The 26,804-nt window shown below is 67.1% G+C and carries 30 protein-coding genes; 7 read left to right on the forward strand and 23 right to left on the reverse strand.

Annotated elements, in window-relative coordinates; genetic code table 11:
• Complete coding sequence (locus VFE83_RS07350) at positions 1-1,584, reverse strand: serine hydrolase (protein ID WP_414674700.1); 1,584 nt, start codon at positions 1,582-1,584, stop codon at positions 1-3.
• Positions 1,585-1,755: 171 nt separating this feature from the next.
• On the opposite strand from VFE83_RS07350, the gene VFE83_RS07355 reads away from it, so the two are divergent.
• Positions 1,756-3,009: a TIGR03862 family flavoprotein gene (locus tag VFE83_RS07355; RefSeq protein ID WP_324904592.1), complete on the forward strand. Its 1,254-nt coding sequence runs from the start codon at positions 1,756-1,758 to the stop codon at positions 3,007-3,009.
• A gap of 12 nt (positions 3,010-3,021) precedes the next feature.
• On the opposite strand, the gene VFE83_RS07360 is transcribed toward VFE83_RS07355, so the two are convergent.
• The 6 genes from VFE83_RS07360 to soxR form a co-directional block, all read right to left on the reverse strand.
• On the reverse strand, positions 3,022-3,657 hold the full coding sequence (locus VFE83_RS07360) for a hypothetical protein (RefSeq protein ID WP_324904594.1): 636 nt from the start codon (positions 3,655-3,657) through the stop codon (positions 3,022-3,024).
• Between the two features lie 68 nt (positions 3,658-3,725).
• Positions 3,726-4,469 carry a sulfurtransferase gene (locus VFE83_RS07365; RefSeq protein ID WP_324904596.1) on the reverse strand — a complete coding sequence of 248 codons (744 nt, stop codon included), beginning with the start codon at positions 4,467-4,469 and terminating at the stop codon, positions 3,726-3,728.
• Between the two features lie 55 nt (positions 4,470-4,524).
• Positions 4,525-5,172, reverse strand: a complete 648-nt coding sequence (locus VFE83_RS07370) for a DUF998 domain-containing protein (RefSeq protein WP_324904598.1) — start codon at positions 5,170-5,172, stop codon at positions 4,525-4,527.
• Positions 5,172-5,681, reverse strand: coding sequence for a DUF1993 domain-containing protein (locus tag VFE83_RS07375; RefSeq protein ID WP_324904600.1), 510 nt, complete (start codon positions 5,679-5,681; stop codon positions 5,172-5,174). Before VFE83_RS07375 ends, VFE83_RS07370 begins: the two co-directional genes overlap by 1 nt.
• A gap of 66 nt (positions 5,682-5,747) precedes the next feature.
• Positions 5,748-6,935 carry a glycosyltransferase gene (locus VFE83_RS07380; RefSeq protein ID WP_324904602.1) on the reverse strand — a complete coding sequence of 396 codons (1,188 nt, stop codon included), beginning with the start codon at positions 6,933-6,935 and terminating at the stop codon, positions 5,748-5,750.
• 75 nt (positions 6,936-7,010) lie between these two features.
• On the reverse strand, positions 7,011-7,454 hold the full coding sequence (soxR, locus tag VFE83_RS07385; protein WP_324904605.1) for a redox-sensitive transcriptional activator SoxR: 444 nt from the start codon (positions 7,452-7,454) through the stop codon (positions 7,011-7,013).
• Between the two features lie 74 nt (positions 7,455-7,528).
• Between soxR and VFE83_RS07390 the strand changes: the two genes are divergently transcribed.
• A complete protein-coding gene (locus tag VFE83_RS07390) occupies positions 7,529-8,524 on the forward strand; it encodes an NADP-dependent oxidoreductase (protein ID WP_324904606.1) in 996 nt (331 codons plus the stop codon).
• Between the two features lie 56 nt (positions 8,525-8,580).
• Here VFE83_RS07390 and VFE83_RS07395 read toward each other — a convergent pair whose 3' ends face one another.
• Together VFE83_RS07395 and VFE83_RS07400 are read right to left on the reverse strand one after the other, a co-directional pair.
• The gene (locus VFE83_RS07395; protein ID WP_324904608.1) at positions 8,581-8,790 is read right to left on the reverse strand and encodes a hypothetical protein; all 210 of its coding nucleotides are present in this window, start codon (positions 8,788-8,790) and stop codon (positions 8,581-8,583) included.
• A 43-nt stretch (positions 8,791-8,833) separates the two neighbouring features.
• Positions 8,834-9,766, reverse strand: coding sequence for an AraC family transcriptional regulator (locus tag VFE83_RS07400; protein ID WP_324904610.1), 933 nt, complete (start codon positions 9,764-9,766; stop codon positions 8,834-8,836).
• Between the two features lie 175 nt (positions 9,767-9,941).
• On the opposite strand from VFE83_RS07400, the gene VFE83_RS07405 reads away from it, so the two are divergent.
• The 4 genes from VFE83_RS07405 (at position 9,942) to VFE83_RS07420 (ending at position 13,964) form a co-directional block, all read left to right on the forward strand.
• The gene (locus VFE83_RS07405) at positions 9,942-10,940 is read left to right on the forward strand and encodes an aldo/keto reductase (RefSeq protein ID WP_324904612.1); all 999 of its coding nucleotides are present in this window, start codon (positions 9,942-9,944) and stop codon (positions 10,938-10,940) included.
• A gap of 102 nt (positions 10,941-11,042) precedes the next feature.
• Entirely contained in the window at positions 11,043-11,807 is a 765-nt protein-coding gene (locus VFE83_RS07410) for an SDR family oxidoreductase (RefSeq protein WP_324904614.1), read from the forward strand.
• A gap of 156 nt (positions 11,808-11,963) precedes the next feature.
• Positions 11,964-12,995 (forward strand): NAD(P)-dependent alcohol dehydrogenase, encoded by a 1,032-nt coding sequence (locus tag VFE83_RS07415; RefSeq protein WP_324904616.1) that lies wholly within the window; start codon positions 11,964-11,966, stop codon positions 12,993-12,995.
• Between the two features lie 105 nt (positions 12,996-13,100).
• Positions 13,101-13,964, forward strand: a complete 864-nt coding sequence (locus VFE83_RS07420) for an AraC family transcriptional regulator (protein WP_324904618.1) — start codon at positions 13,101-13,103, stop codon at positions 13,962-13,964.
• A 3-nt stretch (positions 13,965-13,967) separates the two neighbouring features.
• Here VFE83_RS07420 and VFE83_RS07425 read toward each other — a convergent pair whose 3' ends face one another.
• The 13 genes from VFE83_RS07425 to VFE83_RS07485 form a co-directional block, all read right to left on the reverse strand.
• The gene (locus VFE83_RS07425) at positions 13,968-14,447 is read right to left on the reverse strand and encodes a YbhB/YbcL family Raf kinase inhibitor-like protein (protein WP_324904620.1); all 480 of its coding nucleotides are present in this window, start codon (positions 14,445-14,447) and stop codon (positions 13,968-13,970) included.
• A 152-nt stretch (positions 14,448-14,599) separates the two neighbouring features.
• Positions 14,600-15,220: a hypothetical protein gene (locus tag VFE83_RS07430; RefSeq protein WP_324904622.1), complete on the reverse strand. Its 621-nt coding sequence runs from the start codon at positions 15,218-15,220 to the stop codon at positions 14,600-14,602.
• 31 nt (positions 15,221-15,251) lie between these two features.
• Positions 15,252-16,058, reverse strand: coding sequence for an arylamine N-acetyltransferase (locus VFE83_RS07435; protein WP_324904624.1), 807 nt, complete (start codon positions 16,056-16,058; stop codon positions 15,252-15,254).
• An 88-nt stretch (positions 16,059-16,146) separates the two neighbouring features.
• Positions 16,147-16,716: an NADPH-dependent FMN reductase gene (locus VFE83_RS07440; RefSeq protein WP_324904626.1), complete on the reverse strand. Its 570-nt coding sequence runs from the start codon at positions 16,714-16,716 to the stop codon at positions 16,147-16,149.
• Positions 16,717-16,816: 100 nt separating this feature from the next.
• Positions 16,817-17,155: a zinc ribbon domain-containing protein YjdM gene (locus tag VFE83_RS07445; RefSeq protein ID WP_324904628.1), complete on the reverse strand. Its 339-nt coding sequence runs from the start codon at positions 17,153-17,155 to the stop codon at positions 16,817-16,819.
• A 757-nt stretch (positions 17,156-17,912) separates the two neighbouring features.
• Positions 17,913-18,266, reverse strand: coding sequence for a DUF1622 domain-containing protein (locus tag VFE83_RS07450; RefSeq protein WP_324904630.1), 354 nt, complete (start codon positions 18,264-18,266; stop codon positions 17,913-17,915).
• Positions 18,267-18,293: 27 nt separating this feature from the next.
• A complete protein-coding gene (locus tag VFE83_RS07455; protein ID WP_324904632.1) occupies positions 18,294-19,250 on the reverse strand; it encodes a formylglycine-generating enzyme family protein in 957 nt (318 codons plus the stop codon).
• Positions 19,237-20,181 (reverse strand): HAD family hydrolase, encoded by a 945-nt coding sequence (locus VFE83_RS07460; RefSeq protein WP_324904634.1) that lies wholly within the window; start codon positions 20,179-20,181, stop codon positions 19,237-19,239. Before VFE83_RS07460 ends, VFE83_RS07455 begins: the two co-directional genes overlap by 14 nt.
• Before the next feature lie 72 nt (positions 20,182-20,253).
• On the reverse strand, positions 20,254-21,876 hold the full coding sequence (locus VFE83_RS07465) for an arylsulfatase (protein WP_324904636.1): 1,623 nt from the start codon (positions 21,874-21,876) through the stop codon (positions 20,254-20,256).
• Positions 21,877-21,943: 67 nt separating this feature from the next.
• Positions 21,944-22,651: a DUF202 domain-containing protein gene (locus tag VFE83_RS07470; protein ID WP_324904638.1), complete on the reverse strand. Its 708-nt coding sequence runs from the start codon at positions 22,649-22,651 to the stop codon at positions 21,944-21,946.
• Positions 22,648-22,998 (reverse strand): hypothetical protein, encoded by a 351-nt coding sequence (locus tag VFE83_RS07475; RefSeq protein ID WP_324904640.1) that lies wholly within the window; start codon positions 22,996-22,998, stop codon positions 22,648-22,650. Before VFE83_RS07475 ends, VFE83_RS07470 begins: the two co-directional genes overlap by 4 nt.
• Positions 22,999-23,338: 340 nt before the next feature.
• Positions 23,339-24,733: a hypothetical protein gene (locus VFE83_RS07480; RefSeq protein WP_324904642.1), complete on the reverse strand. Its 1,395-nt coding sequence runs from the start codon at positions 24,731-24,733 to the stop codon at positions 23,339-23,341.
• 216 nt (positions 24,734-24,949) lie between these two features.
• Positions 24,950-25,321 (reverse strand): VOC family protein, encoded by a 372-nt coding sequence (locus VFE83_RS07485; RefSeq protein ID WP_324904644.1) that lies wholly within the window; start codon positions 25,319-25,321, stop codon positions 24,950-24,952.
• A gap of 174 nt (positions 25,322-25,495) precedes the next feature.
• On the opposite strand from VFE83_RS07485, the gene VFE83_RS07490 reads away from it, so the two are divergent.
• A complete protein-coding gene (locus VFE83_RS07490; protein WP_324904646.1) occupies positions 25,496-25,996 on the forward strand; it encodes a VOC family protein in 501 nt (166 codons plus the stop codon).
• Positions 25,997-26,207: 211 nt separating this feature from the next.
• On the opposite strand, the gene VFE83_RS07495 is transcribed toward VFE83_RS07490, so the two are convergent.
• Positions 26,208-26,699, reverse strand: coding sequence for a hypothetical protein (locus VFE83_RS07495; protein ID WP_324904647.1), 492 nt, complete (start codon positions 26,697-26,699; stop codon positions 26,208-26,210).
• Between the last annotated feature and the right edge of the window lie 105 nt (positions 26,700-26,804).

Consider the following 26,804-nt stretch of genomic DNA (forward strand, 5'->3'; position numbering starts at 1 on the left):
TCAGTCGTTCTTTTCCTCCGGCGGCAAGGGCGCCAGCCGCAGGTCCTGGAAGTCGAAGCTGAAGTCCGTCATCGGCGAGATCGCCTCCATGCGCGCCTCGCGGATGCCGCCGTCCGCGTCCAGCGCGAACGTCACGAATGCATCCGCGTTGAGCCAGCGCTCGTCCCACCGCACGATGAAGGTATCGTGCTGCCACGGCGTCATCGTGCCGGTCAGCTGCGGCGTGCGGCTGAAGCGCATGCGCAGCTGGCCGTTCTCCTCTTCCACGATCACGTCGCCGTACCACGGGTCGCGATACGTGCGTGCGTACTTCGCCAGGGGCAGCGATGGCGGGGCGTCCGCGTCGCGTGCCGCGACGTGCTTCTGCCAATCCTCGTCGGCCTTGCCGCGGGTCTTCGCCAGCGCGGCGGTGTAGGCCGCGGTCCAGTCGGTGCGCGGTGCGCCCAGGTAGGCATCGAGCACCCGCAGTGTGATCGCGTTGAACGCGCCGCCGACTTCCGCATTGGTCAGCACGATGACGCCCAGCTTTTCCTGCGGCACCAGCGTCACGCGCGAGACCATGCCGGGCCAGCCGCCGGTGTGCCAAACCAGCTTGCGGCCGCGGTAGTCGGACAGGTTCCAGCCCTCGCCGTAGCCGAGGAAGTTGGGACGCGCCGCCTCCAGTTGCGGCACCTGCGGCTTGGGCACCGGGATCGGCGTGATCACCGACCACATCGCCTGCTGCCGGTCCTCGCTGAAGATGCGCTGCTCGTTGCCCTTCGCGTCGCGGTAGGTGCCGCCGGCCAGCTGCATCGCCATCCAGCGGCTCATGTCGTGCACGCTCGAATAGATGCCGCCGGCGCCGGACACGTTGCTCCACGACATGCGCGGCGCGGGCTGCAGATCCTTGAAATCGGCCTTGGCATGGCCAGTGGCGACGTTGTCGCGCGGGCGCAGCGCATCGCTGTTGAAGCGGGTGTCGCGCATGCCCAGCGGCTCGAAGATGCGCTGCTGCAGGAACTGCGCGTAGGTCTGGCCGCTCACCTCTTCGATCACCAGCTGCGCCACGCCGTACAGGATGTTGTCGTAGGCGTACTGGCCACGGAAGCTGCCGCTCAGCGGGACGTCCTTCAGGCGCCGCGCCACTTCCTCGGTGCTGTAGTCGGTGCCGGGCCAGTACAGCAGGTCGCCAGCGCCCAGGCCCAGGCCGCTGCGGTGTGCCAGCAGGTCGCGCACGCGCATCTCATGCGTGACGTACGGGTCGGACATGCGGAACCACGGCAGGTGATCGGTGACGCGGTCGTCCAGGCTGAGCTTGCCCTCGTCGGCGAGGATCGACAGCGACGCCGCGGTGAACGCCTTGGTATTAGAGGCGATGGCGAACAGCGTCTTCGCGTCCACCTTCGCCGGCTTGCCCTGCTCGCGCAGGCCCCAGCCGCGTTCGAGCACCACCTCGCCGTCCTTGACGATGGCCACCGCGATGCCGGGCACGTCGAACTCCCGGCGCACGCCTTCGACGTGGGCGTCGATGTCCTGCAACTGCCCGGGCAATCCCTCGTCCGTCGCATGGGCGGGCATAAGCGCGCCCACCGCGAGCGCCGTCATCGCCACGGCGCAATGCGCCCGTCCTACTGTCCACCGCATCCGCTGCTTCTCCCCATTTCAGGCATCCGGCCGAGATTCGGGGATTTCGTCCGCGTTGGCGAGTGCCGGCGGGCGAATCGGCATAATGCGCATCCCGCGGCGCACGCCGCGCGGCCCCGCCGCTGCAATCGCATGTCCTCTTCCACGCCCTCCACCACCGCGCTCGCCATCGTCGGCGGCGGCCCCGCCGGCCTGATGGCGGCGGAAGTCGCGCGCGCTGCCGGCGTGGAAGTCGACGTGTTCGAGGCCAAGGGATCGGTCGGCCGCAAGTTCCTCATCGCAGGCAAGGGCGGGCTCAATCTGACCCACGGCGAGCCGCGTCCCGCATTCGACGCACGCTATGGCGGGCGCGCACGCGAGGTCGGCGAATGGCTCGACGATCTGGATGCCGATGGCCTGCGCGAATGGGCGCGTGGCCTGGGCGTGGACACTTACGTCGGCACCTCCGGCCGCGTGTTTCCGATGGACCGCAAGGCGGCGCCGCTGCTGCGCGGCTGGGTGCGGCGCCTGCGCGAGGATGGGGTGCGCTTCCACGTGCAGCATCGCTGGCTTGGCTGGGATGACGACGGTGCGCTGAGGTTCGACACGCCCGATGGCGTGCGCAGCGTGCATGCCGGCGCGACCGTGCTGGCGCTCGGCGGCGGCAGCTGGCCGGAACTGGGCTCGGACGGCGCCTGGGCCGACGTGCTGCGCCAGCGCGGCGTCGACGTGGCGCCATTGCTGCCGTCCAACTGCGGCTTCGACATCGGCTGGAGCGAGCACTTCGCCACGCGTCACGCCGGTGCGCCGCTGAAGCCAGTGATCGCGCACTGGCACGACGCGGAAGGTCGCCCGCACGAGTTGCAGGGCGAATGCGTGGTCACGCGGACCGGCATCGAAGGCAGCCTGGTCTATGCGCTTTCGGCCACGCTTCGCGACACCATCGCGGCGCGCGGCGAAGCTCTCCTGGAACTCGACCTGGCGCCGGGACGCGAACTGCACCGCCTGCACGAGGACCTGTCGCGTCCCCGTGGCGGACGCAGCCTCAGCGAACACCTGCGCCGTCATGCCGGAATTACCGGCGTGAAGGCCGCGCTGCTGTACGAGGTGATCGACCGCGACGCGATGGCCGACATCCAGACGCTGTCACGCACGATCAAGCGCTTGCCGCTGCGGTTGCAACGCGCGCGGCCCATCGAGGAAGCCATCAGCAGCGCGGGCGGCGTGCGCCTGGAAGCACTGGACGACGCGCTGATGCTGCGCGCATTGCCCGGCACGTTCTGCGCGGGCGAGATGCTCGACTGGGAAGCGCCGACCGGCGGCTATCTGCTCACCGCGTGTTTTGCCGCCGGCCTTCGTGCGGGCCATGGCGCGGTGGCATGGCTGCGCGGCCGGACCGCGGGCTGATCACCGCCGGGCTCAGCCCTGTTCGGCTTCCTTCAGCGGGCCGGTGCGGATGTAGAAGGTGCTGGCGCACAGCTCGACACCCTGCGCGCTCGCGGCCGGCAGGTCGGTGCCCTTGAGCCCGATCAGCTTGAGCATCTCGCCGTCGCCCTCTTCCACCTTGGCCAGTGCGATGAAGCCGGTGCGGCTGCCGCCGCACAGCGCGTTGGCCGGCGCTTCGGTCGGCGGGGTTTCCTCCAGCACGCGGCGCAGTTCCACCTGCAGATCCGCCGGAATCATCATGGCCTGCGCATAGGTGTTGCCGGCCGAGTACTGGTCGCCACCGTTCACCAGCGCGACGCGCTCGGTGGTGAAACGGGCGCCGTTCTCGCCCTTGAGCTCGGTCTCTTCCAGGGTGAGCTTGCCGGTCACGGCAATCGCCACCGGGTTGCCCGGGTCGTATTCGCCCAGCGCCACCGGCTTGACCACCGGCGGCGCGGCGCGCTCGACCGGCATGGCGTTGGCATCCGGCTGCGGGTTGGCGGCCGGCGCGGGCGCGGTGATCTCCTCCGGCGGAGCCGTGTTCACGGGCTTGGACGGCTCGCACGCCGCCAGCAGCAACGTTGCCAGCGCCGCCGTCAGCGGAGCCCCGACCACACCGGATTTCGACATCGCCTTCCTCACAGTTCGCACTCCTCGCTTGCACGTGCGGACGGCGCGTGAGCACCGCGCGTTGCGGCTCAGGCCGCGTCGTCCACCATCGGTTGCAGGTCCGCATCGAGCGCAACGCGCTCGTCGAACACAAAGCAGCGGCCTTCGTAGTGGCGGCCGCCGACCTGCTCAAAATACCCCAGGATGCCGCCGTCGAGCTGCAGCACGTTGCTCATTCCCTGCGCGTGCATCCACAACGCGGCCTTCTCGCAACGGATGCCGCCGGTGCAGAAACTCACCACGGTCGCATCCTGCAGCGCCTCGCGGTGCGGCTCCAGCGCCTGTGGCAGGTCGGTGAAGTTGTCGATCGGCAGCGTCAGCGCGCTGGCGAAGGTGCCGTAGCCGAACTCCTCGCGATTGCGCGTGTCCAGCATCACGACGCGCTTGCCGTCGTCGTCGTGCCCCTGGTCCAGCCAGCGCGCCAGCGTCGGCGGCGCCACCGCCGGCGCCCGCCCGGACTCCAGTGGAGAGGACGCTTCACGGCGGAACGCGATGATCTCCGGCTTCACCTTCACCTTGAGCCGGCCGAACGGCTGGCCGCGGCTATGGCTGAACTTGGCGGTCAGCGACTCCAGGCCCGGAAGTTGGCGCAACGAATCGAGCAGGCCATGGATGGCGGCGTCATCGCCGGCCAGGAACAGGTTGATGCCTTCAGGGGCGATCAGGACGGTGCCGAGCAGGCCGTCGCGCTCGGCGCGGGCGTGCACGTCGGCGGCCAGCGCGTGAGGCTGGTCGATGGGGGCGAAATGGTAGGCGGCGACGTTCAACAGCATCCGCGCATTGTAAGCGGGAGACAATGCGCGAACTTCGCTACATAACCTGTTGTTTCTACGTGGACGCCGGGGTGCGACGCAGCCAGTGCGCCGCCAGCGCCAGCCAGACCAGGATGGCCACGATCACTACCTTCTGGCTCAACCCGCGGGGCAGTTCGCGCCACAGCGCATGCACCCACAGCGCGATGAAGCAGAACACCGCCAGGCCGAAGCCCGTCGCGAAATGGCGCTGCCAGCGCGGGTCGGCGCGGAACCGCCACGACTGCGCCAGCATCCCCAGCGTGGTGCCGAGGAAGGCAATCGGCGCGGCGATCGCATGCACGTAGGCAGCCGTTGTTCGCACCCGGCCGCCGCCCAGGTCGGTCTCGGCCAGCGCGGTTACGCCCAGGGCGAGTGCGCCCACGACGAACAGCACCATCGGCAGGATGCGGCGGCTCGTCGGAGGACTGGCCCCGTAGTAGCCGGCACCGAGCATGGCCAGCGCAATCGCGAGTGCGATGTAGGCCGCCTGCAGCCACCACGCGTGCGGACCGACCAGATAGAAGCTCAGCGGCGCGCGCACCCAGTCCAGGTCCACGCGCACGCCCTGCAGCGCGGTCGCCACCGCCGCGAACGCCAGCACGCACAAGAAGGCCACCGTGCCGATGCCGCGCACCTGCGTCGGCGTGAGCGGCGTGGCCGACGCGACCGGCGGCGCCTCCATCAGCGGGCGCCCATGTAGTCCAGCTTGCCCACGGGCACGCCGTTATGGCGCAGCAGCGCATAGGCCGTGGTGACGTGGAAGTAGAACTGCGGCAGGCCGTAGTGCGTGAGGTAGGCCTTGCCGTCGAAGCGGCGCTCCTTCGGCGTACCTGGCCGCAGCACGACCTCACGCTCGTCGCTGCCCTCGAACAGCAGTACGTCCAGCCCCTCGATGAAGGCCAGCGTGCGCGAGATGCGGTCGTCCAGGTCGGCGAAGCTGCGCTCGTCGTCGGCGAACGACGGCACTTCCACGTCGGCCAGGCGCGCGCACACGCCCTTGGCGAAGTCGCAGGCGATCTGCACCTGCCGGGTCAGCGGGAACATGTCCGGGAACAGGCGCGCCTGCAGCAGCGCGTCCGGTTCGATGCCCTTTTCCTCGGCATGCGCCCGGCCCTTTTCGAGCACGCCGGCCATGGCGCGCAGCATGTGGCGGAACACGGGCACCGAGGCCTCGTACATGGTCAGGGACATGCATCGCATCCGGTTCTGGAAGATGGCCGCGATGGTACACGCAGCCCCGGCCGGCGGAACGCTGGTTCAGGCCGCCGCCAGCGCCTGTCGCCGCTGGGCCAGCGAGGCGTACAGCGCCTCCACCTTCGCCATCAGTACGTCCGAACTCCACTGCCGCGCATCCGCAGGCCCCGCGGCCGACAGCGTCGCGCGCAGTTCGGGCGAGGACAGCACGCGCGACACCGCGGCGGCGAAGTCGTCGACATCCTCCTTCGCGACCAGCGCGCCGTGCGCGTCGCGCAGCACGGTGGCGGTGCCCATCACCGCAGTGGAGACGATGGGCACGCCCAGCGCCATCGCTTCGATCAGCACCAGGCCCTGTGTCTCCGTCGGCGAGGCGAACACGAACGCATCACCGGCACGGTAGGCATCGAGCAGCGTCGTGCGCCGGTCCAGGTTGCCGAAGAACCGCACGTGGTCCTGCAGTTCCAGTTCCTGCACCAGGCGGCGCAGGCGCGGCTCGTCCGGGCCCTCGCCCGCGATGAGGAAGCGCAGCTGCGGGAAATCCGGGACCAGCCGCCGCACCACGCGCAGCAGGAAGGCGATGTTCTTCTCCAGCGACAGACGGCTGACCGTCACCAGCGTCGGCTTGTCCGGCGCCAGTCCGTGCTCGCTGCGGAACCGCGCACCGTCCCCGCCGCTGAACTCGGCCAGGTCGATGCCGGTGGGGATGACCGTGTTCGGCGTGTGGATGCCGTATCGCGCGAGCACGTCGACCATCTGCGCACTCGGCACGATCAGGTGGTCCACGCCATGGCACAGCCGGCGCGAGGCGGCGCGCGCCACCCAGCGCGCCAGCGACGTGGGCAGCCACGGCAGGTAGTGGCCGACGTATTCCTCGAAATAGGTGTGGTAGGTCTCCACCGTGGGCCAGCCGCCCTGCCGCGACAGCCACACGCCCAGCGCATGTGCGCGGAACGGCGTGTGGATGTGGATCACGTCCCACTCGCGCGCGGCCAGTTGCGGGCGCAGTTCGCGCAACGCATCTGCGCGCATCAGCCGGTCTTCCGGATCGAAGAAGATCACGCGCGCCGGCACGCGCAACACCTCGAACTCGCCGTCGTGTGCCTGTTGCCCGCTGTCCGGTCCGTAGTCGGGGGCCACCAGCGTCACCGAGTGGCCCATCCGCACCAGGGCACGGGCGAAGGTGCGGATCGAGGTCGAAGCCCCGTTCACCCGCGGGAAGTACACGTCCGACAGCATCAGGATGTTCATCGCGCAATCCGGCATGGGTTCGCACGATTGCAGCGGCGGATTGTTACAGGCGTGTCACACGGTGGACACGAATGACTATCCGTCTTCGCTCCAGCGCTGCGCGCCGGCGCCATGCTCGGCCAGCACGTCGCCCGGATTGGCCAAGCGGCAGCGGTCCAGCGACAGGCAGCCGCAGCCGATGCAGTCGTCCAGCGTGTCGCGCATCTGGATCAGCTGGGCGATGCGAGCGTCCAGCTCCGCCCGCCACGCGCTGGACAGGCGGGCCCAGTCGCGCCGGGTGGGCGTCCGTTCCTGCGGCAAGCTCGCCAGCGCCTCGCGGATCGCCGCCAGCGGCATCCCCACGCGCTGCGCCGCGCGGATGATCGCGATGCGCCTGAGCATGTCGCGCGGATAGCGTCGCTGGTTGCCCGCCGTGCGCGTGCTGCGGATCAGGCCTCTGGACTCGTAGAAGTGCAGCGCGGATACCGCGACGCCGCTGCGTTGCGCGAGTTCGCCGACGGTGAGCGGTTCGGCCGCCATGGGCGCTTGACCTCAACTTAAGTTGAGGTCCTATCCTCGCTGGCCTCTCCGTTTCGAGTCAAACCGGACAGGCCATGGATACCCGCAACGCCCGCGACGGCTATGTCGCACGCAAGACGTCCGCTCCCACGATGCAGGCCGTCGTGTTCGACGCGTATGGCCCGCCGGACGTGCTGCGCCTGGCCGAGCTGCCGCTGCCCGAACCGGGACCCGGCGAAGTCCGCGTGCGCGTGCGCGCGGCCGGCGTGCAGCCCGCCGATTGCGCCACGCGCAGCGGCTGGTTCGCGCAGCGCGGTATCGGCCAGGCGCCGTTCCCGCGACAACTGGGCAACGAGTTCGCCGGCGTGATCGATGCAATCGGACCGGGCGTGTGCGGCCTGGCGACCGGCGACGAAGTGCTGGGCTGGACCAACGCCAATGCCTATGCCGAAGCGGTGGTGGTCGCGGCGGAGCAGGTCGTGCTCAAGCCGATGATGATGTCGTGGGCGGTGGCCGGCGCGCTTTCGGCATCGGGCCAGACCGCGCACACGGCTGTGCAGGCGCTGGAGATCCAGCGCGGCGACACGGTGCTGGTGCACGGCGCCGCGGGTGGCGTGGGCACGATCGCGGTGCAACTGGCGCGATTGCGCGGCGCACGGGTCATCGGCACCGCCAGCCGCGAGAACCACGACTACCTGCGCTCGCTCGGCGCCGAACCCGTGCTGTACGGACCGGGCCTGGCCGAACGCGTGCGCGAACTCGCCCCGCATGGCGTGCATGCCGCGCTGGACGGCAGCGGCCGCGGCGCGCTCGACGCGTCCATCGCGCTGGGCATCGAGCCGTCGCGGATCGGCACGCTGGTGGATTTCGAGGACGTGCAGCGCCTGGGCGTGCAGGCCATCCGCAGCCAGCGTAGCCGCGAACGCCTGCAGGAGCTGGTCGAGCTGCACGACGCCGGGCGCCTGCGCGTGCACGTGCGCGACATCTACCCCCTCGCCTACGCGGCCACGGCCCATCGCGATGTCGAGAACGGCCACGGGCGCGGCAAGGTGGTGCTGATGGTCTACAACACGTTTGGTCACGCGTTGTGAGGTCAGGGGGCGGATCGATACGCCGCCGCCGAGCCCGACTCAGGACGAAGCAGCCCTCATCCCGCCTCCGCCGCTCTCGCCCAGCGGAATCCGCCGACGATCCCGACGACTGCCACGGCGATGGCCAGCACCGTACGGCCCGCGCCCAGCGCCATGAAGTCCAGCACCAGCCACAACGCGATCGCGGTGACCACCAGCGCCAGGTACAGGCGCCAGGAATTCACGTAGTCCAGGACGTGTTCGAGTAGTTCCAGCAGCAGCGACATCAGGCTTCCGTGCCGCGTCGCGGCGTCGTGAGTGGCCGACAGGCTAGCCTGCGACGCCGCGCATCGCCATCACCTCGCGGCGCGGCGGTGCGCCGAACAGGCGCCGGTACTCGCGACTGAACTGCGACGGGCTCTCGTATCCGACGCGGTGGCTCGCCGCGGCCGCTTCAATGCCGTCCACCAGCATCAGGCGTCGCGCCTCCTGCAGGCGCAGCTGCTTCTGGTACTGCAGCGGCGTCATGGCGGTGGCGGCCTTGAAGTGCTCGTGGAACGACGACACGCTCATGTGCGCGGTGGACGCCAGTTGCTCGACGCGCAGCGGTTCGTGGTAGCGCTGCTTGATCAGCTCGATGGAGCGCGCGACGCGCTGGGCGTTGCCTTCCACGTCGCACAGCTCGCGCAGACGGCCGCCGAGTTCGCCGGTGAGCACGCGGTAGTGGATCTCGCGCAGCGCCAGCGGCGCCAGCACCGCGGCCTCGTCCGGCGTGTCGAGCAGGCGTACCAGACGCAGCATCGCGTCGAGCAGCGATGCACTGGTGCGGCCCAGGTACACCGCACGCCCGCGTGCCGTTGCGTTGTCGCGTTCCATCGGCAACTGCCGCACCAGTTCGCCGACCATGGCCGTGTCGATATCCACGCGCAGGCACAGGTACGGGTGTTCCGGCGTGGCGTCGAGGATCTGCCCCGTGATCGGCAGCGACATCGACACCACCAGGTAGTTGAGCGGGTCGTACAGGAAGACTTCCTCGGCCAGCATCGCCTGCTTCCGGCCCTGCACGACCACGCAGATGCTGGGGTGGTAGACGGTCGGCAATGGCTGCGAGGGTTCGCTGGCCTGGATCAGCCACAGGCCTTGCACGGGCGTGGGGTGCAGGCCGTCGCCGGGGATGTTTCGGGCAATCCGGTCGGCCAGCTCCGCCTGCTGGGCCTCCAGGGCATGGGGCGCGGCAACCACGTTGGAAGCATTGTCGTTCATGGGTTTTCCTGCCGGGGGAGGTCTTGGCGATTATGCGCGAGCGCGCGCGCGTGTCTCGTGCCCCGCCCACAGTGACGGAGGATCGGGCAAGGATCGGCGAGCAATGGGCTAACGCGTGGAGAGGTCCCGGGAGGAGCATGTGTCCACCCTCCCCCCACCCCTCAGGAGACACCGCATGAACATTCCGTTCGCCCGTCGCACGCTGGGCCGCCAGGGCCTCACCGTCTCCGCCATCGGCCTGGGCTGCATGGGCATGTCGGACTTCTACGGTCCCAGCGACGAGGCCGGGAACCTTGCCGTGCTCGAGCACGCCATCGACATCGGCGTGAACTTCCTCGACACCGCGGACATGTACGGCGTGGGCCGCAACGAGGAACTGCTGGCCAAGGTGCTGCGCACCCGTCGCGACGAGGTCGTGCTGGCCACGAAGTTCGGCAACGTGCGCGCACCCAACGGCGACTTCCTCGGCATCGACGGCCGCCCCGAGTACGTCGCCGCCGCCTGCGATGCCAGCCTCAAGCGCCTGGGTGTCGAATACATCGACCTGTACTACCAGCACCGCGTGGACCCCAAGGTGCCCATCGAGGACACCGTCGGCGCGATGGCGCGGCTGGTCGAAGCCGGCAAGGTGCGGCACCTGGGCCTGTCGGAAGCCTCCGGTGCGACCGTGCGCCGCGCAGCTGCGGTGCATCCCATCGCCGCATTGCAGAGCGAATACTCGCTGTGGACGCGCGACGTCGAGAACGACGCCCTACCCGCCTGCCGCGAACTGGGCATCGGCTTCGTGGCATACAGCCCGCTCGGCCGCGGCTTCCTGACCGGCGCGATCCAGAACACCGGCGAGCTGGCCGCGGACGACTGGCGCCGGCAGAACCCGCGCTTCCAGGACGGCAACATCGACCGCAACCAGTTGCTGGTGCAGGCCGTGCGCGAACTTGCGCAGGAGCGCGAATGCACGCCGGCGCAGCTGGCGCTGGCGTGGCTGCTGCATCGCGGTGCGGACATCGTGCCGATTCCCGGCACGCGCCGCATCGCGCGCCTGGACGAGAACGCCGCCGCCACGCGCATCGACCTGACGCTCAACGAGCAGCGCCGCCTGGACGACGTGCTGGCCCGGCATGAAGTGGCCGGCACGCGTTATCCGGCCGCGAGCATGGCCAGCGTCAACGCCTGATCCATCGCCGGCGCAGTCGCGCCGGCCTCCCCTCCGCTCCGAATCTGCGGCCGCCTCATCGCGACCGCAGCGGATCCGTTCGTTCCAACCAAGGAGATTCACATGTCACACGAAACCCTCGACATCGGCGCCCTCGACATCGGCGACAAGGTCATCGCGATCACCGGCGCCAGCAGCGGCATCGGCGAAGCCACCGCGCTGCGCCTGGCCGCACACGGCGCACGCCTCGCGCTGGGCGCGCGCCGCACCGACCGGCTGGAAGCACTGGCCGCGAAGATCCGCGAACGCGGCGGCCAGGTGCTGGTCCAGGCGCTGGACGTCACGCAGCGCGAGTCGGTGGAAGCCTTCATCCGCGCGACGGTCGACCAGTACGGCCGCCTCGACGTGCTGGTGAACAACGCCGGCGTCATGCCGCTCTCACGCATGGCCGACCTCAAGGTCGACGAATGGGAGCGCATGGTCGACGTCAACGTGAAGGGCGTGCTGTTCGGCATCGGCGCCGCGCTGCCGGTGATGCACGCGCAGAAGGCCGGGCAGTTCGTGAACGTCTCGTCGGTCGCCGGCCGCATGGTGTTCCCCACCGCCGCGGTGTACTGCGCGACCAAGTTCGCCGTGCATGCGTTGTCGGAAGGCCTGCGCCAGGAATCGCCGTTCCTGCGCGTGACCACCATCGCCCCGGGTGCGGTCGAGTCCGAACTCACCAGCACCATCTCCGATCCGGCGATGAAGCGCGAAGTGGACGAAGTGTTCCGCAAGGACATGCTGCCGGCCGATGCGATCGCACGCGCGATCGCCTTCGCCATCGGTCAGCCGGCTGACGTCGACGTCAACGAACTGGTGGTGCGTCCGACCGCCCAGGCGTACTGAGCACGTCACGTACGGCCCGCGCAATGCGGGCCGTACTTTCGTGGGCGGTGCGGTGTGCGCGGCATGCCGTTCCGTCGCAAGGTATTCGCGATTGACAGGCTGCTTACCCGCACGCGCGCAGACTGGCGGCACCGTCACGCTGCCAGGAGGCCCGCCATGAAAGCCGTGCGCTTCGTCGAAGTCGGAAAGCCCGCGGAGATCGTCGATGTCCCGCAGCCGACACCCGGCCCGGGGCAGGTACTGGTGAAGATCGGCGGCGCGGGCGTGTGCCACTCAGACCTGCACATCATGGACGAGGACCTTGGCCTCAAAGGCCCCTTCACGCTGGGCCACGAGAACGCCGGCTGGATCGCCGGCCTGGGCCAGGGCGTGGAAGGCTGGAAGGAAGGCGACCCCGTCGCGGTGTACGGCCCCTGGGGCTGCGGTCGCTGCCACACCTGCCAGACCTCGGCCGAGAACTACTGCGAGAACCACGCCTCGCTGACCACCATGGGCGGAGGCCTGGGTTCCGATGGCGGCATGGCCGACTACATGCTGGTGCCCTCGCCACGCCTGCTGGTGCCGCTGGGCAAACTCGATCCTGCATTGGCCGCACCATTGAGCGACGCCGCGCTCACGCCGTACCACGCGATCAAGGCGGCTCTGCCGATCCTGACACCTGACACGCACGTGCTGGTCATCGGTATCGGCGGCCTGGGCCATATGGCGGTGCAGTTGCTGCAGGCGCTGTGCGCGGCCACTGTCATCGCCGGCGACATCGACGAACACAAGCTGGCGCACGCGAAGGAACTGGGCGTGCGCCACACCGTCGACACGCGCAACGTGGACGCGGCGGCCGAAGCCGTCGCCAAACTCACCGGTCCGCGCGGCGCGGTGCTGGCGCTGGACTTCGTCGGCGCGCAACCCACCATCGACCTTTGCGTGCGCGTGGTCGGCCGCAACAGCCGCATCACCGTCGTCGGGCTCGGTGGCGGCACGCTGCACTATCGCGCCAACCAGCCTCCGTACGGCTGCCAGGTGACGGTGCCGTACTGGGGCTCGCGCACGGAACTGATGGAAGTGATCGCACTGGCCGGCGACGGCCGCATCCATCCGCAGGTGGAGAAGTTCCCGCTGGAAAAGGCGTTGGACGTGTACAGCACGCTGCGCCAGGGCGGCATCAAGGGACGCGCGGTGCTGGTGCCCTGATCCTGCCGTATCCGCGAGCGCCCGTTACAGTGGGCGCCCGCGCAACTTCGCAACCTGAATCAAACCCGGTTGGCCAGCATGGGCGCGACGCAGATGGAACCGCCCGTGAACCGCAGCCAGACCTTCGACAGCTACAGCACCCGCATCGGCAAGGTCGTCGCATGGATGTCCACGCGACTGGACCAGCCGCTCACGCTGGCGCAGCTGGCGGAGGTGGGCCACTTCTCGCCTTGGCATTTTCACCGCATCTATCGCGGCCAGATGGGCGAGACGGTGACCGGCACGCTGCGGCGGCTGCGGCTGCATCGCGCCGCCAGCGAACTGCTCGACAGCCCGCGCAGCATCGCGGACATCGCACGCCGCGCCGGCTACGGCAGCGTGGCGGCGTTCACCCGCGCGTTCGGCAGCACCTACCGGTGCACGCCGGGCGCGTTCCGCCAGCGGCGCACCGTACCGCCGGACATAGCTCCGGCGGCGAGCCATCCCTTCGTCGAGGACCTGCACATGTACACCGCCGAGATCACCATCCTTGCCCCGGTCCGCGTGGTCGCGCTGCCGCATCGCGGCGACTACCAGAAGATCGGCACCACCTTCGACCGGCTGATGGGCTGGGCCGGCCGCAACGGCCTGCTCGGCCCCAACACGCGCAGTTTCGGCGTCTACTACGACGCACCGTCGGAGACGCCGGTGGACGAACTGCGCGCCGATGCCTGCCTTCAGGTGCCGGCCAACGCGCCGCTGGAAGACGGGATGCGCTGGATCGAGATCGCCGGCGGACGCCACGCCACCGTGGTGCATACCGGACCCTACGCGGAACTCGAACGCGCCTACGACTGGCTGTTCTGCCAATGGCTGCCCAACAGTTTCGAGGAGGCCGGCAACGCGCCGGTGTACGAGGAATACCTCAACGATCCGTCCTCGCTGCCGCCGTCGGAATGGAAGACCGCGATCAACCTGCCGTTGAAGTAAGGCCTATCCGCCGCTGCGCTGGTAGGTGCCGATGAGCTCGGCCTCGGCCAGCACGTGGCCTTCCATCGCGTCGCGCAATGCGCTCTTATCCGGCTGCTGCAGCTGCGGCAACACCGTGTCCAGCGCGTACAGCCGATGGAAATAGCGATGCCGGCCGATCGGCGGACACGGTCCGCCGTAGCCGGCGCGTTTCCAGTCGTTGGCGCCCTGCAGCGTACCTTTCGGCAACTGCTCAGCGGTCACGGCTTCGGGCAGGCCATCGGAATCCGGCAGCAGGTTGTACAGCACCCAGTGTCCCCACACGCGCTGCGGCGCGGCCGGATCGGGCGCGTCCGGATCCTCGACGATCAGCGCCAGGCTCTTCGCACCCGATGGAACGCCGGACCACTGCAGCGCGGGCGAAATGTCTTCGCCGTCGCAGGTGTACTTCGATGGAATCGCACCCTGTTGGGTGAACGCGGGAGAACTCAGACGAAACGACACGCTCGCCTCCTTTCCGCGACTGCAAAGGGGGAACAGCGCCAAGGCGACCAGCACTGCGCACAGACTCATGGATCGCGCGACCGTCATGGCACGACCCTCCGGTGAACTCATCCGATTCTACGAACCGCGTGCGCGCGGGCCGTCACGGTGCACTAACGCTTGTGCGTCACGGCACGTCGCAGGTTGCGACGCGCCTGCGTGTCCAGTCGCTGGTGGAAAAAATCGCTGAGGTAGATGCGTTCGCGCGACAGCAGGCCCTTGAGGAAGCGCTTGCGGTTGATCCTGAACAGCCACGACGGCACGTGTGCGCGGTACTCGGCGGCAATGGCGCGATCGTACGCGTCGAAAACGACCGGTTCGGCCCCCAGGATCGCCATGTCGCAATCCAGGAACAGCGCGGCCTCTTCGTCCACGTCGCCAGGCGAGAACGAACCGTGCCGTGCAGTCAGCTCGATCAGCGTCATCACGCGCTTCGCGTCCACGCCGAGCGTCGGCAGCCAGCGCCCGATGTGCGCCACCGCCATCTCCGCCGAGCGGGTCTCGTTGTCGCGACGGCCGGCCTCGTAGATCGCATCGTGATAGAGCACTGCCAGCGCGACTTCCGCCGGTTGCCGCCAGCCCGGCCCCTGCGCGACCTCGCCATAATGGCGCAGCACTTCCAGCACGTGCTGGAAGTTGTGGTACGCGCGCGGCGGCGTGGCGTACGCCTCCTGCAATGCGAGCCGTTGCGGCTCGGGCAGTGCGAACGGGAGCTGGTCGAGGGTCGTGGACATCGCACGATTGTGCCGCGACGCCCGCCCTTCGTCAGCTTTCGAACAGTTGCTGCAGGCGCGTGGCCAGCTGTGGCACGTCCGGCGGCTGGATGTCGAACACGCGCTCGAGGACCTCGAGTACTTCGTCCACGTCACGCAGCTCGCGACGCTCGCTGGCACCGCCCAGTCGATGGAAGGTGTATTCGCGGTTGCGCAACGCATGGCGACCTTCCTTCACCGGGCGCGCGGCAATCAGCCCGGTGGTGAAGTGCGACGACGCGTGCGTCGAGAGGAACCAGCTGGACGCTTCGTAGTCCACGGGATGCTGGCGCTGCAGGTCGAAGCGGTACAACGTGGCCCAGCGATCGCCGACGCGACCCTGCATCCACCAATCGCCGTCGCGGCGTATCAGGCGGAACGGCTCGTGAGGCGTCGGCTGTTCGACGTCCTCGCGCAGGTCCAGCACGCCAGTCGGCGTCATGCCACCGAAACCGACGTCCACCACCTTCGGACCGTCCGGCAGGTTCACCTGCAGCAGCATGTGGCTGCGCGAGGTGATGCGATCCTCCGGACCATTCCACAGCACGCGCGCCGCCAGTCCCGTCACGTCGAAGCCGACGGCTTCCAGTGCCTGCTTCAGCAGCAGATTGTGCTCGTAGCAGTAGCCGCCGCGGCGCGACTGGACCAGCTTGCGCTGCAGCGCCTCGGGCGCCAGCTCCACCGGCTTGCCGAGGAACGGATCGAGGTTCTCGAACGGGATGGTCGTGGCGTGGCGGAAGGTCAGCTCCCGCAACACCGCATCGGTGGGTTCCCGCGCGCCCTGGTAGCCAATGCGGTCGAGGTAGGCGTCTAGGGCCATGCAGCGCTCCTGGGGATGGGATGCGCCGATTCTGTCAGCCCTTCGGAGGCGCAGCCGCGCCGCTGGCGCAACGCAGAATCGTGCCAGCTCAGCCGGTGCGGGCCTCGCCGGCGTGCGTGCGCACCCACTCCACATAACGGTCCATCCAGCCCTGCAGGAACTTGCGGCTGTCCTCCGAGGCCACGTTGCCGTCGGCATCGAAGAAGCCATCCTTGACGTGGATGAACGCCTCCGGCTGCCCCATCGTCGGCACGTCCAGGTACGCCAGCATGTTGCGCAGGTGCTGCTGCGACATCGCCGTGCCAATGGAGCCGATGGACGCGCCGATCACGCCCGCAGGCTTGCCAGCCCATGCGCTCTGTCCATACGGGCGCGAGGCGTGGTCGATGGCGTTCTTCAGCACGCCCGGGACGGAGCGGTTGTACTCCGGCGTGACGAACAGCAATCCGTCCGCACCGGACACCTCCTGCTTGAGCCGCTTCACCTGCGGCGCCTGATTGCCGTCGTCGTCCTGGTTGTACAGCGGCAGGTCGCCGATCTCGCAGCGATGGAAGGAAAACTCCTTCGGCGCCAGCCGCACCAGCGCCTCGGCCAGCTTCTTGTTGATCGAATCGCGGCGCAGGCTGCCGACGATCAGCGCGATGCGGTACTGGCTCATGAGCGTGCTCCGGGAGTGGGATGCACCCACTCTCCCGGCGCGGCGTTAAACAGCGGTGATGGCGCTGCCGGTCTCGTTGACGCGTACCACGCGACGGCGATCAGGCCTTGCGCAGGAAGATGGTCTTGAGCACCAGTCCCTTGATCTTGTCCGAGTTGCCCTCGATGTGCTCGGCATCGTCCTCGACCAGGCGGATGTTGCGGATCACCGTGCCCTGCTTGAGCGGAATCGAGGATCCCTTGACCTTCAGGTCCTTGATGACCACCACCGTATCGCCCTCGACGAGCACGTTGCCGTTGCTGTCGCGCACGACGACAGCCTCATCCGACGACGTTTCACCCGCCACCGGCCACTCATAACCACAGTCCGCGCAGACGAAGTTCGCCCCATCCACGTAGGTGTTCTGGAGCGTGCATTGGGGACAGGCGGGAGCGGGCATGGCTGCGTGCGTCTTGCGGAGGGAGATGCGCATTGTAACTGGCGCGCATAGGCCTGCGTTTTCCGCGGCATATTCGCTTCGCCTCGTCTGTGACCCGCCTGTGACTCGTCAGTACCTCGCTCGCCGCGCCTCCGCGCCTCGCTTTCGCTTTCGCTGCCCCTGCCCCCTACCCGCTGCCCGCTGCCTGCTGCCTGCTGCCTGCTGCCGCCTTCGCTCTTGATCGTCATCCCCGCGAAGGCGGGGATCCAGGGACTTTTCACGCTTTCACTGAGCGCTTGAACAGCGTCGCGATTGCCATTTCTGTTGCTGTTGCTGTTGAAGAGCCAACCAAATTTTCTAGACCCGTAGGGCGCCGCACATGGACGTGCGGCGCTAAGCAAGGAGGCACGGATGCCGACTTGCGGGGCGCCGACTCCCTCGCCGGTCGTGGGATTGCTGTGTCGGGGAAGACCCTTTCTTTGGGTTACGTTTGACCGAAGGGAATCCAGTCGGACTTTGGGTCAGCAAAGAAAAGTGACCCGGCCGGCTTTAGACGGACGGAAGCTCTGGCTCTTCCGCTTCTCACAGGCGACCGGTAAAGCGTGAAAAGTCCCTGGATCCCCGCCTTCGCGGGGATGACGAGCAAGAGCAAGAGCAAGAGGCAAGAGGCAAGAGGCAACAGCAAAATGGATCCAGGCCTTCGCCGGGAAGACGATCAAAGGCAGGGCCCCGGCGGAAAAGACGTATCGATGCACGACCCGGGAACGGAAAGTGATCGCTAAACCTCGCTCCCCTTCTGCAGCTCCCGTACCTCCGCCACATCCCGCTCAAGGAAATAGTTGAGGAACGTGCGGATCACCGCGACGGCGGCCAGCCGGCCGATGCTGTCCCAGTCGGGGGCGATCGACGACTCCACGATGTCGGCCGCCAGCTGGAACGTCAGCGCGCCCACCAGCCAGTGCGAATAGGTCATCCATATCTGCCGACGCGCGTGCCGGTCGCGGGTATGGCTGGCGATGAACCGCAGCATGTCCCATACCGCTTTCGCCGTGCCCGCGATGATCACCACCAGCGCGATCAGGTCCAGCGCGACGATCACCGGCTCGGTCACCGTCACCAGCCATTCGTTCATCGTGCCCTCCCCTTCGACGTCAACGCGTCAGGCGCGCACCACGCAGCGGAAACCCACGTGGCAGGTCGAAGTGTCGACCGGCTGCGCCATGCGCGCGGCGGGCCGGTAGCGGCGGCAATAGTTGGGCGCGCACAGATGCGAACCGCCCTTCATCACGCGACGTGGAATCTGCACGGGATTGTTGGGATCCATGCTCGCGTCGCGCTCGCCGCCGCGCGGGTTCTGCAGCGTGCAGCACGCGTGCTGCTGGATGTGTCCGTGTTCCTGGTACCAGTCGCTGGTCCACTCCCACACGTTTCCGATCATGTCGTACAGGCCGTAGCCGTTGGGGTCGAACGAGCCCACCGGCGCGGTCCAGAGGAATCCGTCTTCGGGTTCCGCCTGCCACGGGAATTCGCCCTGCCAGGTGTTGGCCATGTGGCGGCCATCGGGCACCAGTTCGTCGCCCCACGCGAATTCGGTGCCGTCGCGCCCTCCCTTGGCCGCGAACTCCCACTCCGCCTCGGTCGGCAGGTCCTTGCCCGCCCACCGCGCATACGCCAGCGCGTCCTCGTAGGCCACGTGCACTACCGGGTGGTCGTCCAGCCCTTCGAGACTGCTTTCCGGCCCGCGCGGATGGCGCCAGTCGGCGCCTGGAACGTACTGCCACCAGTTGTAGTGGTTGCGTAGGTCGACGCGTCCCGGTGGCGGCACGAACACTACCGAGGCCGGTGCAAGCATCGCCGGATCGGCGCCCGGATAGTCGGCTGGATCGGCCGGCTTCTCCGCCAGCGTCACGTGCCCGGTCGCCTCCACGAAACGCGCGAACTCGCGATTGGTCACCGCGTGGCGATCGATCCAGAAACCGTCCACCGCGACCTTGTGAGCGGGGCGTTCCTCCGGGTAGTGATGGTCCGAACCCATCACGAAGCTGCCGCCCTCGATGCGGACCATGTTGTCCAGCCTCGCGCCCGCGGACTCGCCCACACGTTCATGCACGCCCATCGCCTTCCTCCGCGAACACGCGATTCCAGTCGTTCTTCATGCTGACCAGGCCGATGCCGTACTCGGCGGCATGATCCAGTCCTTCGTTGAAGGCGCTCAGCCTGAAGTCCCGATCGTAGGCGAATTCACGCTCCGCGTCGTCGTGGTGCAGGTACCACGCCATGCGCGGCCCCTGCCCGCCCAGCGTATAGCGCAGCATCGCCAGGTCGCCGTCGGAATTGCCGAACGCGAACACCGGCCGGCGGCCGAGGTGCAGTGCGATGTTCACCACCTTCTCGTCGCGGTCGTCGAAGCTGCCCAGCTCCGGCAGCTTGCGCAGCACCATGCCTTCGGGACCTGTCTCCAGTTTCATCCGCGTGCTGGAACCGATGACCTGTTCCGGCGGTATGCCGTACAGCTGCCCGGCCACCACACGCACGAACTCCACGCCACCGCCGGTCACGATGTACGTCTTGAAGCCGCTGGTGCGCAGGTAGTCGAGCAGTTCGCGCTGCGGCACGTAACTGTTGGCGATGAAGCGCCGGCCGAGCTTCGGATGCTCGGCCTGGCGCAACCAGCGCCACGCGTTGGCGTGGAACTCCTCGACCGTCATGCCGGCATGCGTGGCGAAGGCGGGCTCGAACACGTCCTTCTTCGGCAGCGACATGAGCGTCTTCACGTCGCCGGCGAGGAATGCCTTGAACGCCGGCTTCTGCAGCAGCGACGGATCCTGCTGCGCAAGCCGCTTGACTTCCGCCAGCGCGAAGAACACCTGCACCTGCAGCGGAAACTCGCACCACAGCGTACCGTCGTTGTCGAACACGGCGATGCGTTCTGCGGGCGCGACATAGCCGGGCCCGCCTTCCCTGATCGCCGCGGCGACGAAGTCGAGGATGGCGGCCTTCGCCTTCCCGTCGTTCCAGCCAGGCAATGGATCAGCTGTGCTTTGCACGCGAAGCGTCCTCCGTCGACCGATCTTTCGCGCAGACCGGACGGACGTCATCCGCCCGTCCGGCCCGTGTGCTCAGCTCGCCCCCGCAGAGGCGTCGCGCATCTTCTCTATCGCATCGTCGATGGTAAAGCTTCCCGGCCGCTGGATCGGCGGGAACTCCTTGAAGGTTTCGACGAACATCGCCGCTCCCGCTTGCGCCGCATAGATGAAATACGCGTTGTGCAGGAACCAGTCGTAGTACGTATTCGACGTGATGTCCGCAAACTCATAGGGGTCGGTCCGCAGGTTGAACAGTTTCGGCATCCGCAGCCGGGTAAACGGCTCGGCCCACACCTGCATCGTGCCCTTGCAACGCTGTTCCAGGAACACCAGTTTCCAGTTGTCGTAACGCATCGCGAGGATGTCGCCGTCGTCGCTGATGTAGAAGAAGAAGTTGCGCGGACTCTCCTTCGACTTGCCAGTGATGTGGGAGAGCAAGCTCATGCCGTCGATGTGGTTCTTGTACGTCCGCCCGATGGCCTTGTAGCCTTTCTTCAACTTGTCCACGACCTCCGGCGCTCCCGCCATTTCCAGAAAGGTCGGCAACCAGTCGTGGTGCTGCACGATGCCATTGGATACAGAACCCGCGGGCACCTTGCCGGGCCAGCGGACCAGCAACGGGATGCGGAAGGCGCCCTCCCAGTTGGTGTTCTTCTCGCTGCGGAACGGCGTCATGCCACCGTCCGGCCAACTGTTGCGGTGCGGGCCGTTGTCGGTCGAATACTGGACGAAGGTGTCCTCGGCGATACCCAGCTCATCGAGCAGGTCGAGCACCTGACCGACATTGCGGTCATGGTCGATCATGGTGTCGTGGTACGGCGACTGCCACTTGCCTGCCTGCCCCAGGCTTTCCTTCTTGGTATGCGTGAACAGGTGCATGTGGGTGGTATTGAGCCACACGAACCAGGGTTTGCCCGCCTTTTCCTGCCGCTTGATGAAGTCGATGGCCGCCGCGACGAACTCATCGTCGCAAGTCTCCATGCGCTTCTTGGTCAGCGGCCCGGTGTCCTGGATCTTCTGCTTTCCGACCTTGCCCCAACGCTCCTGCACGGTGGCGTCGTCCTTGTCGGTGGCCCACGAATGGATCACGCCGCGAGGGCCGAAGCGTTCGCGGAATTTCGGATCCTTCGGATAGTCGTACATCTCCGGTTCTTCTTCAGCATTGAGGTGGTACAGGTTGCCGAAGAACTCGTCGAAGCCGTGGTTGGTGGGCAGCATGTGGTTCAGATCGCCCAGGTGGTTCTTTCCGAACTGCCCCGTCGCATAGCCCTGCTCCTTGAGCAGCGCGGCGATGGTGACGATCTTCTCGCTCATCCCAACCGGAGAGGCCGGGATGCCGACCTTTGACAGCCCCGTGCGCAACACGCTCTGACCCGTGATGAACGAGGAGCGCCCGGCCGTACAGCTCTGCTCACCGTAGCTGTCGGTAAACAGCATGCCTTCCTGGGCAATCCGGTCGATATTGGGTGTCCGGTAGCCCATGAGTCCGTGGGTGTAGCAACTCAGGTTGGACTGGCCGATGTCGTCGCCCCAGATCACCAGGATATTGGGCTGCTTCCTGCCCCGACCTGCGCTGCTTCCCTTGGCTTCGCGTTGCGAAGGCTGTGCGGTTTTGGCCGCCTTTGTCGGGCGCGCCGCCTGTTTCGCCTGTGCCATGCCGCTTCTCCTTGCTGGGTGGGTGGATGCAACGAACTTCCGGGCGCTCCCCCTGCGTCCTTGTCCTTCAACCGGCCGCGACGTCGAACACCATGCTGACGATGGCGTACAGCCCGATCAGCAGCAGCGCGACGGCGGTCAACAGCGTGTACGAAACCGGATACCCGCTCTGGCCGTGTATCAGACCCTCCTCGACCATCGCATGGCGCTCCAGGCGCAGGCCGCGCATGAAGCTGAGGTGGTAGCCGATGCCCACCACCAGCAGCGCGATGCCCAGGGCCACCAGCGCCATGCCGAAATTGCTGGGTGCGGCCGTGCTCATGCGCAGCACGCCGGATTCGCGCGCATGCGTGAACACCTGGAAGATGGTGAAGCCGAAGCCGATCAGCGAAAGGGCCGTGCGGATTACCGACATCAGCGTGCGCTCCGCGCTCAGGCGCGTGCGCTGGAACGACATGCCGGTGCGGCGCATCGACATCTCGGTGCGCTCGGTGGACAGGTCCGTGCGGTACTCGGAGAGCCCGGTACGGTGCGTCGACAGGTCGGTGCGGTACTCCGACAGCGACGTGCGATGTTCCGACAGGCCGGTGCGATGGTTCGACAGCCCGGTGCGGTAGGCCGAGTACTGGACCGACGCGCTGTCCGCATCCGACTGGTCCACCTGCGGTATCGGCGGCACCGGGGTGACGCGCACGTGCTCGGGTCGCGTGGCTGGCGGCTCCGATGGAACCTGCAGGCGCCCGGGCCGTGAAGGCGGCTTCTGCTTCTCTGTCATGTGGGGCGCTTTGCTCCGTCGCGACTCATCCACCAGCGCGCCAGCCGTGCGATCGGGCCGCGCATGATCAGGTACGGCAGGAAGCAGAGGATGAAGATGATGTTGACCGCCTCCAGCACGTGGAACGTGCCGAAGACCTTGTACTGGTAGATGATTTCCATCACCAGGCCGAGCACCAGGATGCGCGTGGTCGACTTGATGCCTTCGTGCAGCGCCGCGCGGCGCTCGCCGGGGTTGTTCACTATCCGCCAGAAGTAAGGCGATTGCCCGGTCTTCGCGTCCTTCACGCCATCGCGCAGCGCCATCAGCAGCGCCATGATCGGCTGCAGGAAGAAACGGAAGGTCATCGGCCCGTCGGACCGCCCCACCAAATCCGTGTAGAACCTCACGACGTCGTTGACGAATCCTTCCATCGTCCCCTCGTGGTTCTCACCGCGGAAGGATTCGCGTCGCGGCCGAGGTCCGGTCGTCGGAAATCCGTCGAGGTATGGCCGGGGCAGACGCCCGGCCGCGTTGCGATGGTCGTGGCTGCGAAGTGAAAGGTTCGTGACGGCACGATGAACGCACGGGCGGTGAACGGCGCACGCGGCCGCTTCTGTCACGTGCTTCGATCTGCACTGACGACCGCATCCTCACGCCCAGCGAAACGGCCCCGCGCGGAGGCCGTCGCTGTCAACCGTCATCGACTCAGAGCGCCCGCAGGAACGCCACCAGGTCGTCTTTCTCCTGCCTCTCCAGCCGCGTCTGCAGGACGATGTTGAAGAACTCCACGCTGTCTTCCAGCGTCAGCAGACGGCCGTCGTGCAGGTACGGCGGCGAATCCTTGATGCCCCGCAGCGGGAAGGTCTTGATCGGACCGTCCTGGTTGGCGAAGCGGCCGTTGATCATCTGCGGCTTGAAGAAGCGCTCCACCTTGAGATTGTGCATGGTGTTGTCGGTGTAATACGGCGGCGTGTGGCACGAGGAACACTGCGCCTTGCCGAAGAACAACGCCTCGCCACGCTTCTCGGCCTCCGTCGCCTTGGCGGGATCCAGCCGGCCGAAGATGTCCAGCTTCGGTGCGGGCGGGAAATCCAGGATCGCCTGGAACTCTCCCATCGCATGCACCTGGTGGCCGCGGTCGAGGATGTTGATGCCCTTCTTGGTCGCGATGACCGGATCGCCGTCGAAGTATGCGGCGCGCTGCTCGAACTCGGTGAAATCCTCCACCGACTTCAACGCGCGTTGCGAGCCGAACAACCGCTGGATGTTCACGCCGCGCAGCGTGGGCGTGTCGATGCGGTGGCGCAGCTCCTGTGGCCGGATGTCGCCGACCAGGTGCGTCGCGGCGGATGTGTGTCCGTTGCTGTGGCAGTCCAGGCAGGCCACGCCACGGCTCGGCAACGCGGAACGGCGATCCTCGGTCTGGTTGAACTGCTGCTGCGGGAACGGCGTGACCAGCAGCCGCAGGCCTTCCAGCTGCTTCGGATTGAGGATGCCGTTGAACAGTTCGAAGTAGTTGTTGATGTTGACCAGCTGGCCTTTCGACACGTCGCCCAGGTCCGGCCGCGTCGTCAGGAAGATCGGCGCGGGGAACTCCGGCAGGAAGTGATCGGGCAGGTCGAAGTCCAGATCGAAGCGCGTGAGATCGCGCTGCTCGACGCGATTGATCTCGGTGATCTGGAAGTGCGGGAACACCATGCCGCCTTCCGGATGGTTCGGATGCGGCAACGGCAGGAAGCCGATGGGGAACGCGTTGCGTTCGCGGATCTGCTCGGGCGTCATGCTGCCGAGCTGTTCCCACGTCATGCCCGACGGAAGTCGTGCACGCGCACCGCCCTGTACCGGCTTGCCGCGCGTCATGGTCACGCCGGATGCCGGACGGTTGGCCAGGTCGTAACGCTGTTCCAGCAGGCTGCGCTGCCGCTGCATCACGCCGCGCTTTTGTCCTTCCATGCGCGACTTGATCGCCTGGAAGGTTTCCTTGATGACCACCGGCATGTAGCTGGTGGGTGGATCCGCGGCCAGCGCGATGCCTGAAACTCCCAGTACCGCGATGCATGTCAACCACAGCGGCTTTCGCCGCAATGCGAACTGCCTCATGGTCATTCTCCCTTGACTGGCGATGACACTGCACGGGGCGTCGACGCGACGCCCCGCTGGAGGCTAGTGCGGCACTGAAGGAAGATGAAATCGTTTGAATGGATGAGTTCGATAGCTGCCCGCTATACGCGTGCAGATTTCGTAAGGGCACACTCACGATGCGTGACGTTTATCGCATCCGATGTGCGGTGCAGGACGGAAAAGCCTGCCTGCCGGCTATGACGTCCGCTTGAGCTGGTGCAGCAGGAATGAGTTGCCTTCCGAATCCACGCACACGGCCATGCGGCAGACCGGCGTGTCGATGATGCCGCTGCGGAACGTCACGTGCCTGGATTTCAGGTCGGACATGAGCCGCTCCAGGTCGTCCACTTCGAATGCCACGGTGCCGCCCGCGGCTTCGCTGGGCTGCGAAGGCTTCACATTGGTCAGGGCGAGGCATCCGCCGTCCGGCAGGTCGTACTCGATCCAGTACTGGCCGTCGTGATTGCCGACGGAAGCCGGCTTGAGCCCCAGCTTGTTTTCGTAGAAGTCGCGCGCCCGGTCCACGTCTTTGACCGGGTACATGGTGAAGGCCACCTTCCTGAGCATGAGCACTCCTCCCTGTCGCTCGCGTGCTGTATCGGATGCGCGGGCGGCCTCCGTCAAGCGGTGCATGCGTCGTGCCGACGGACGGATGTCGATCCGGCCGATGTTGATTCGTCGCTGATACAAGCGGGCGGGAAAACCGCCCGTGCCCACCCTCATCACGACAGGAGCACGACCATGCAGGACCGTTTCCAGCGCATCACGCCCTTCCTCTGGTTCGACGACCAGGCCGAGGAGGCCGTGAAGCTGTACACGTCGATATTTCCCAGCTCCCGCGTGCTGGACACGATGCGCTACGACACAGAGAGCGCACGCGTGTCTGGGCGCCGCGAAGGCTCGGTCATGGTGATCGACTTCGAACTGGACGGCGTGCGCGTGAGCGCACTCAACGGCGGCCCGCACTTCAAGTTCACCGAGGCCGTCTCGCTGGTAGTCAATTGCCGCGACCAGGCCGAAGTGGACCATTACTGGGAGCGGCTTGGCGAAGGCGGCGATCCCGCCGCACAGGTATGCGGCTGGCTGAAGGACCGCTTCGGCGTTTCCTGGCAGGTGGTTCCGGAGGAAATGAACACCCTGCTGAAGGATCCCGACCCGTCACGCGCGCAGAAGGCGATGGCCGCGATGCTGAAGATGAAGAAGCTGGACCTGGCTGAAATGCGCGCGGCCATGGACCGTTGAACGGCACCGGTGCGATCCACGCCGTGCGTGTGGATCGCACCTGGCATCAGGCCGGCACGATGCAGAAGCGGCGAAGGTGTCCTTAGCTTTCAGTCTTCATCCCCGCGAAGGCGGGGATCCATGCCTGAATGACGTTACTCCCTACGTAAGACGGACAGTGTCGCATACATGGATTCCCGCCTTCGCGGGAATGACGGCCAAGGGAGCGATATCAGCCGCGCAGCGCCCGTCGAGCGAACAGCACGCACACCACGCCGAACAGCATATGCGCCAGCACGCTGTAGAAGATCCAGTCCGGATGGTCGAACGAGGGCGAACGTCCCACACGCGACAGCGGCATCACCACGAAGTTCATCACCACGTACAGCACCACGCCGTACGCGAGGCCCAATGCCACCGGGCGCGCGAGCAGGTTCGGTTGGCGCCGCGCCGCGAGCGTGTACACCACCACGAACATCGTGGCCATGAACACGTGCAGCACCGCGCCAAGTACCGCCGTGGGCACGCCACCGTCGAAGCTGGTCTGCCCCAGCACGCCCACCGCGATGGTCTGGAAGACGCGCTGCAATCCCGGCGCATCCCACGAGAACCACAACGTGGTGGCGAAGACGATGTCGCCGATGGCGACGAGCAGGCCGCCGAGCAGCACCTGCGACCAATCGATGCGGTGGATCGAAGTGCGGCGGATCGATGCAGCGGACATCGCGTTCCTCCCGGGCGCCGGAGCGGCGGCGTCATCGTACGGCTCGGCACCGGCATTGCACCCATGACTTTCGTCATAGACAAACTTGTCTAGACAAAACGTTCT

Origin of the sequence: Lysobacter sp. (genome assembly GCF_035655815.1) — a bacterium.
Classification (GTDB): domain Bacteria; phylum Pseudomonadota; class Gammaproteobacteria; order Xanthomonadales; family Xanthomonadaceae; genus Lysobacter_J.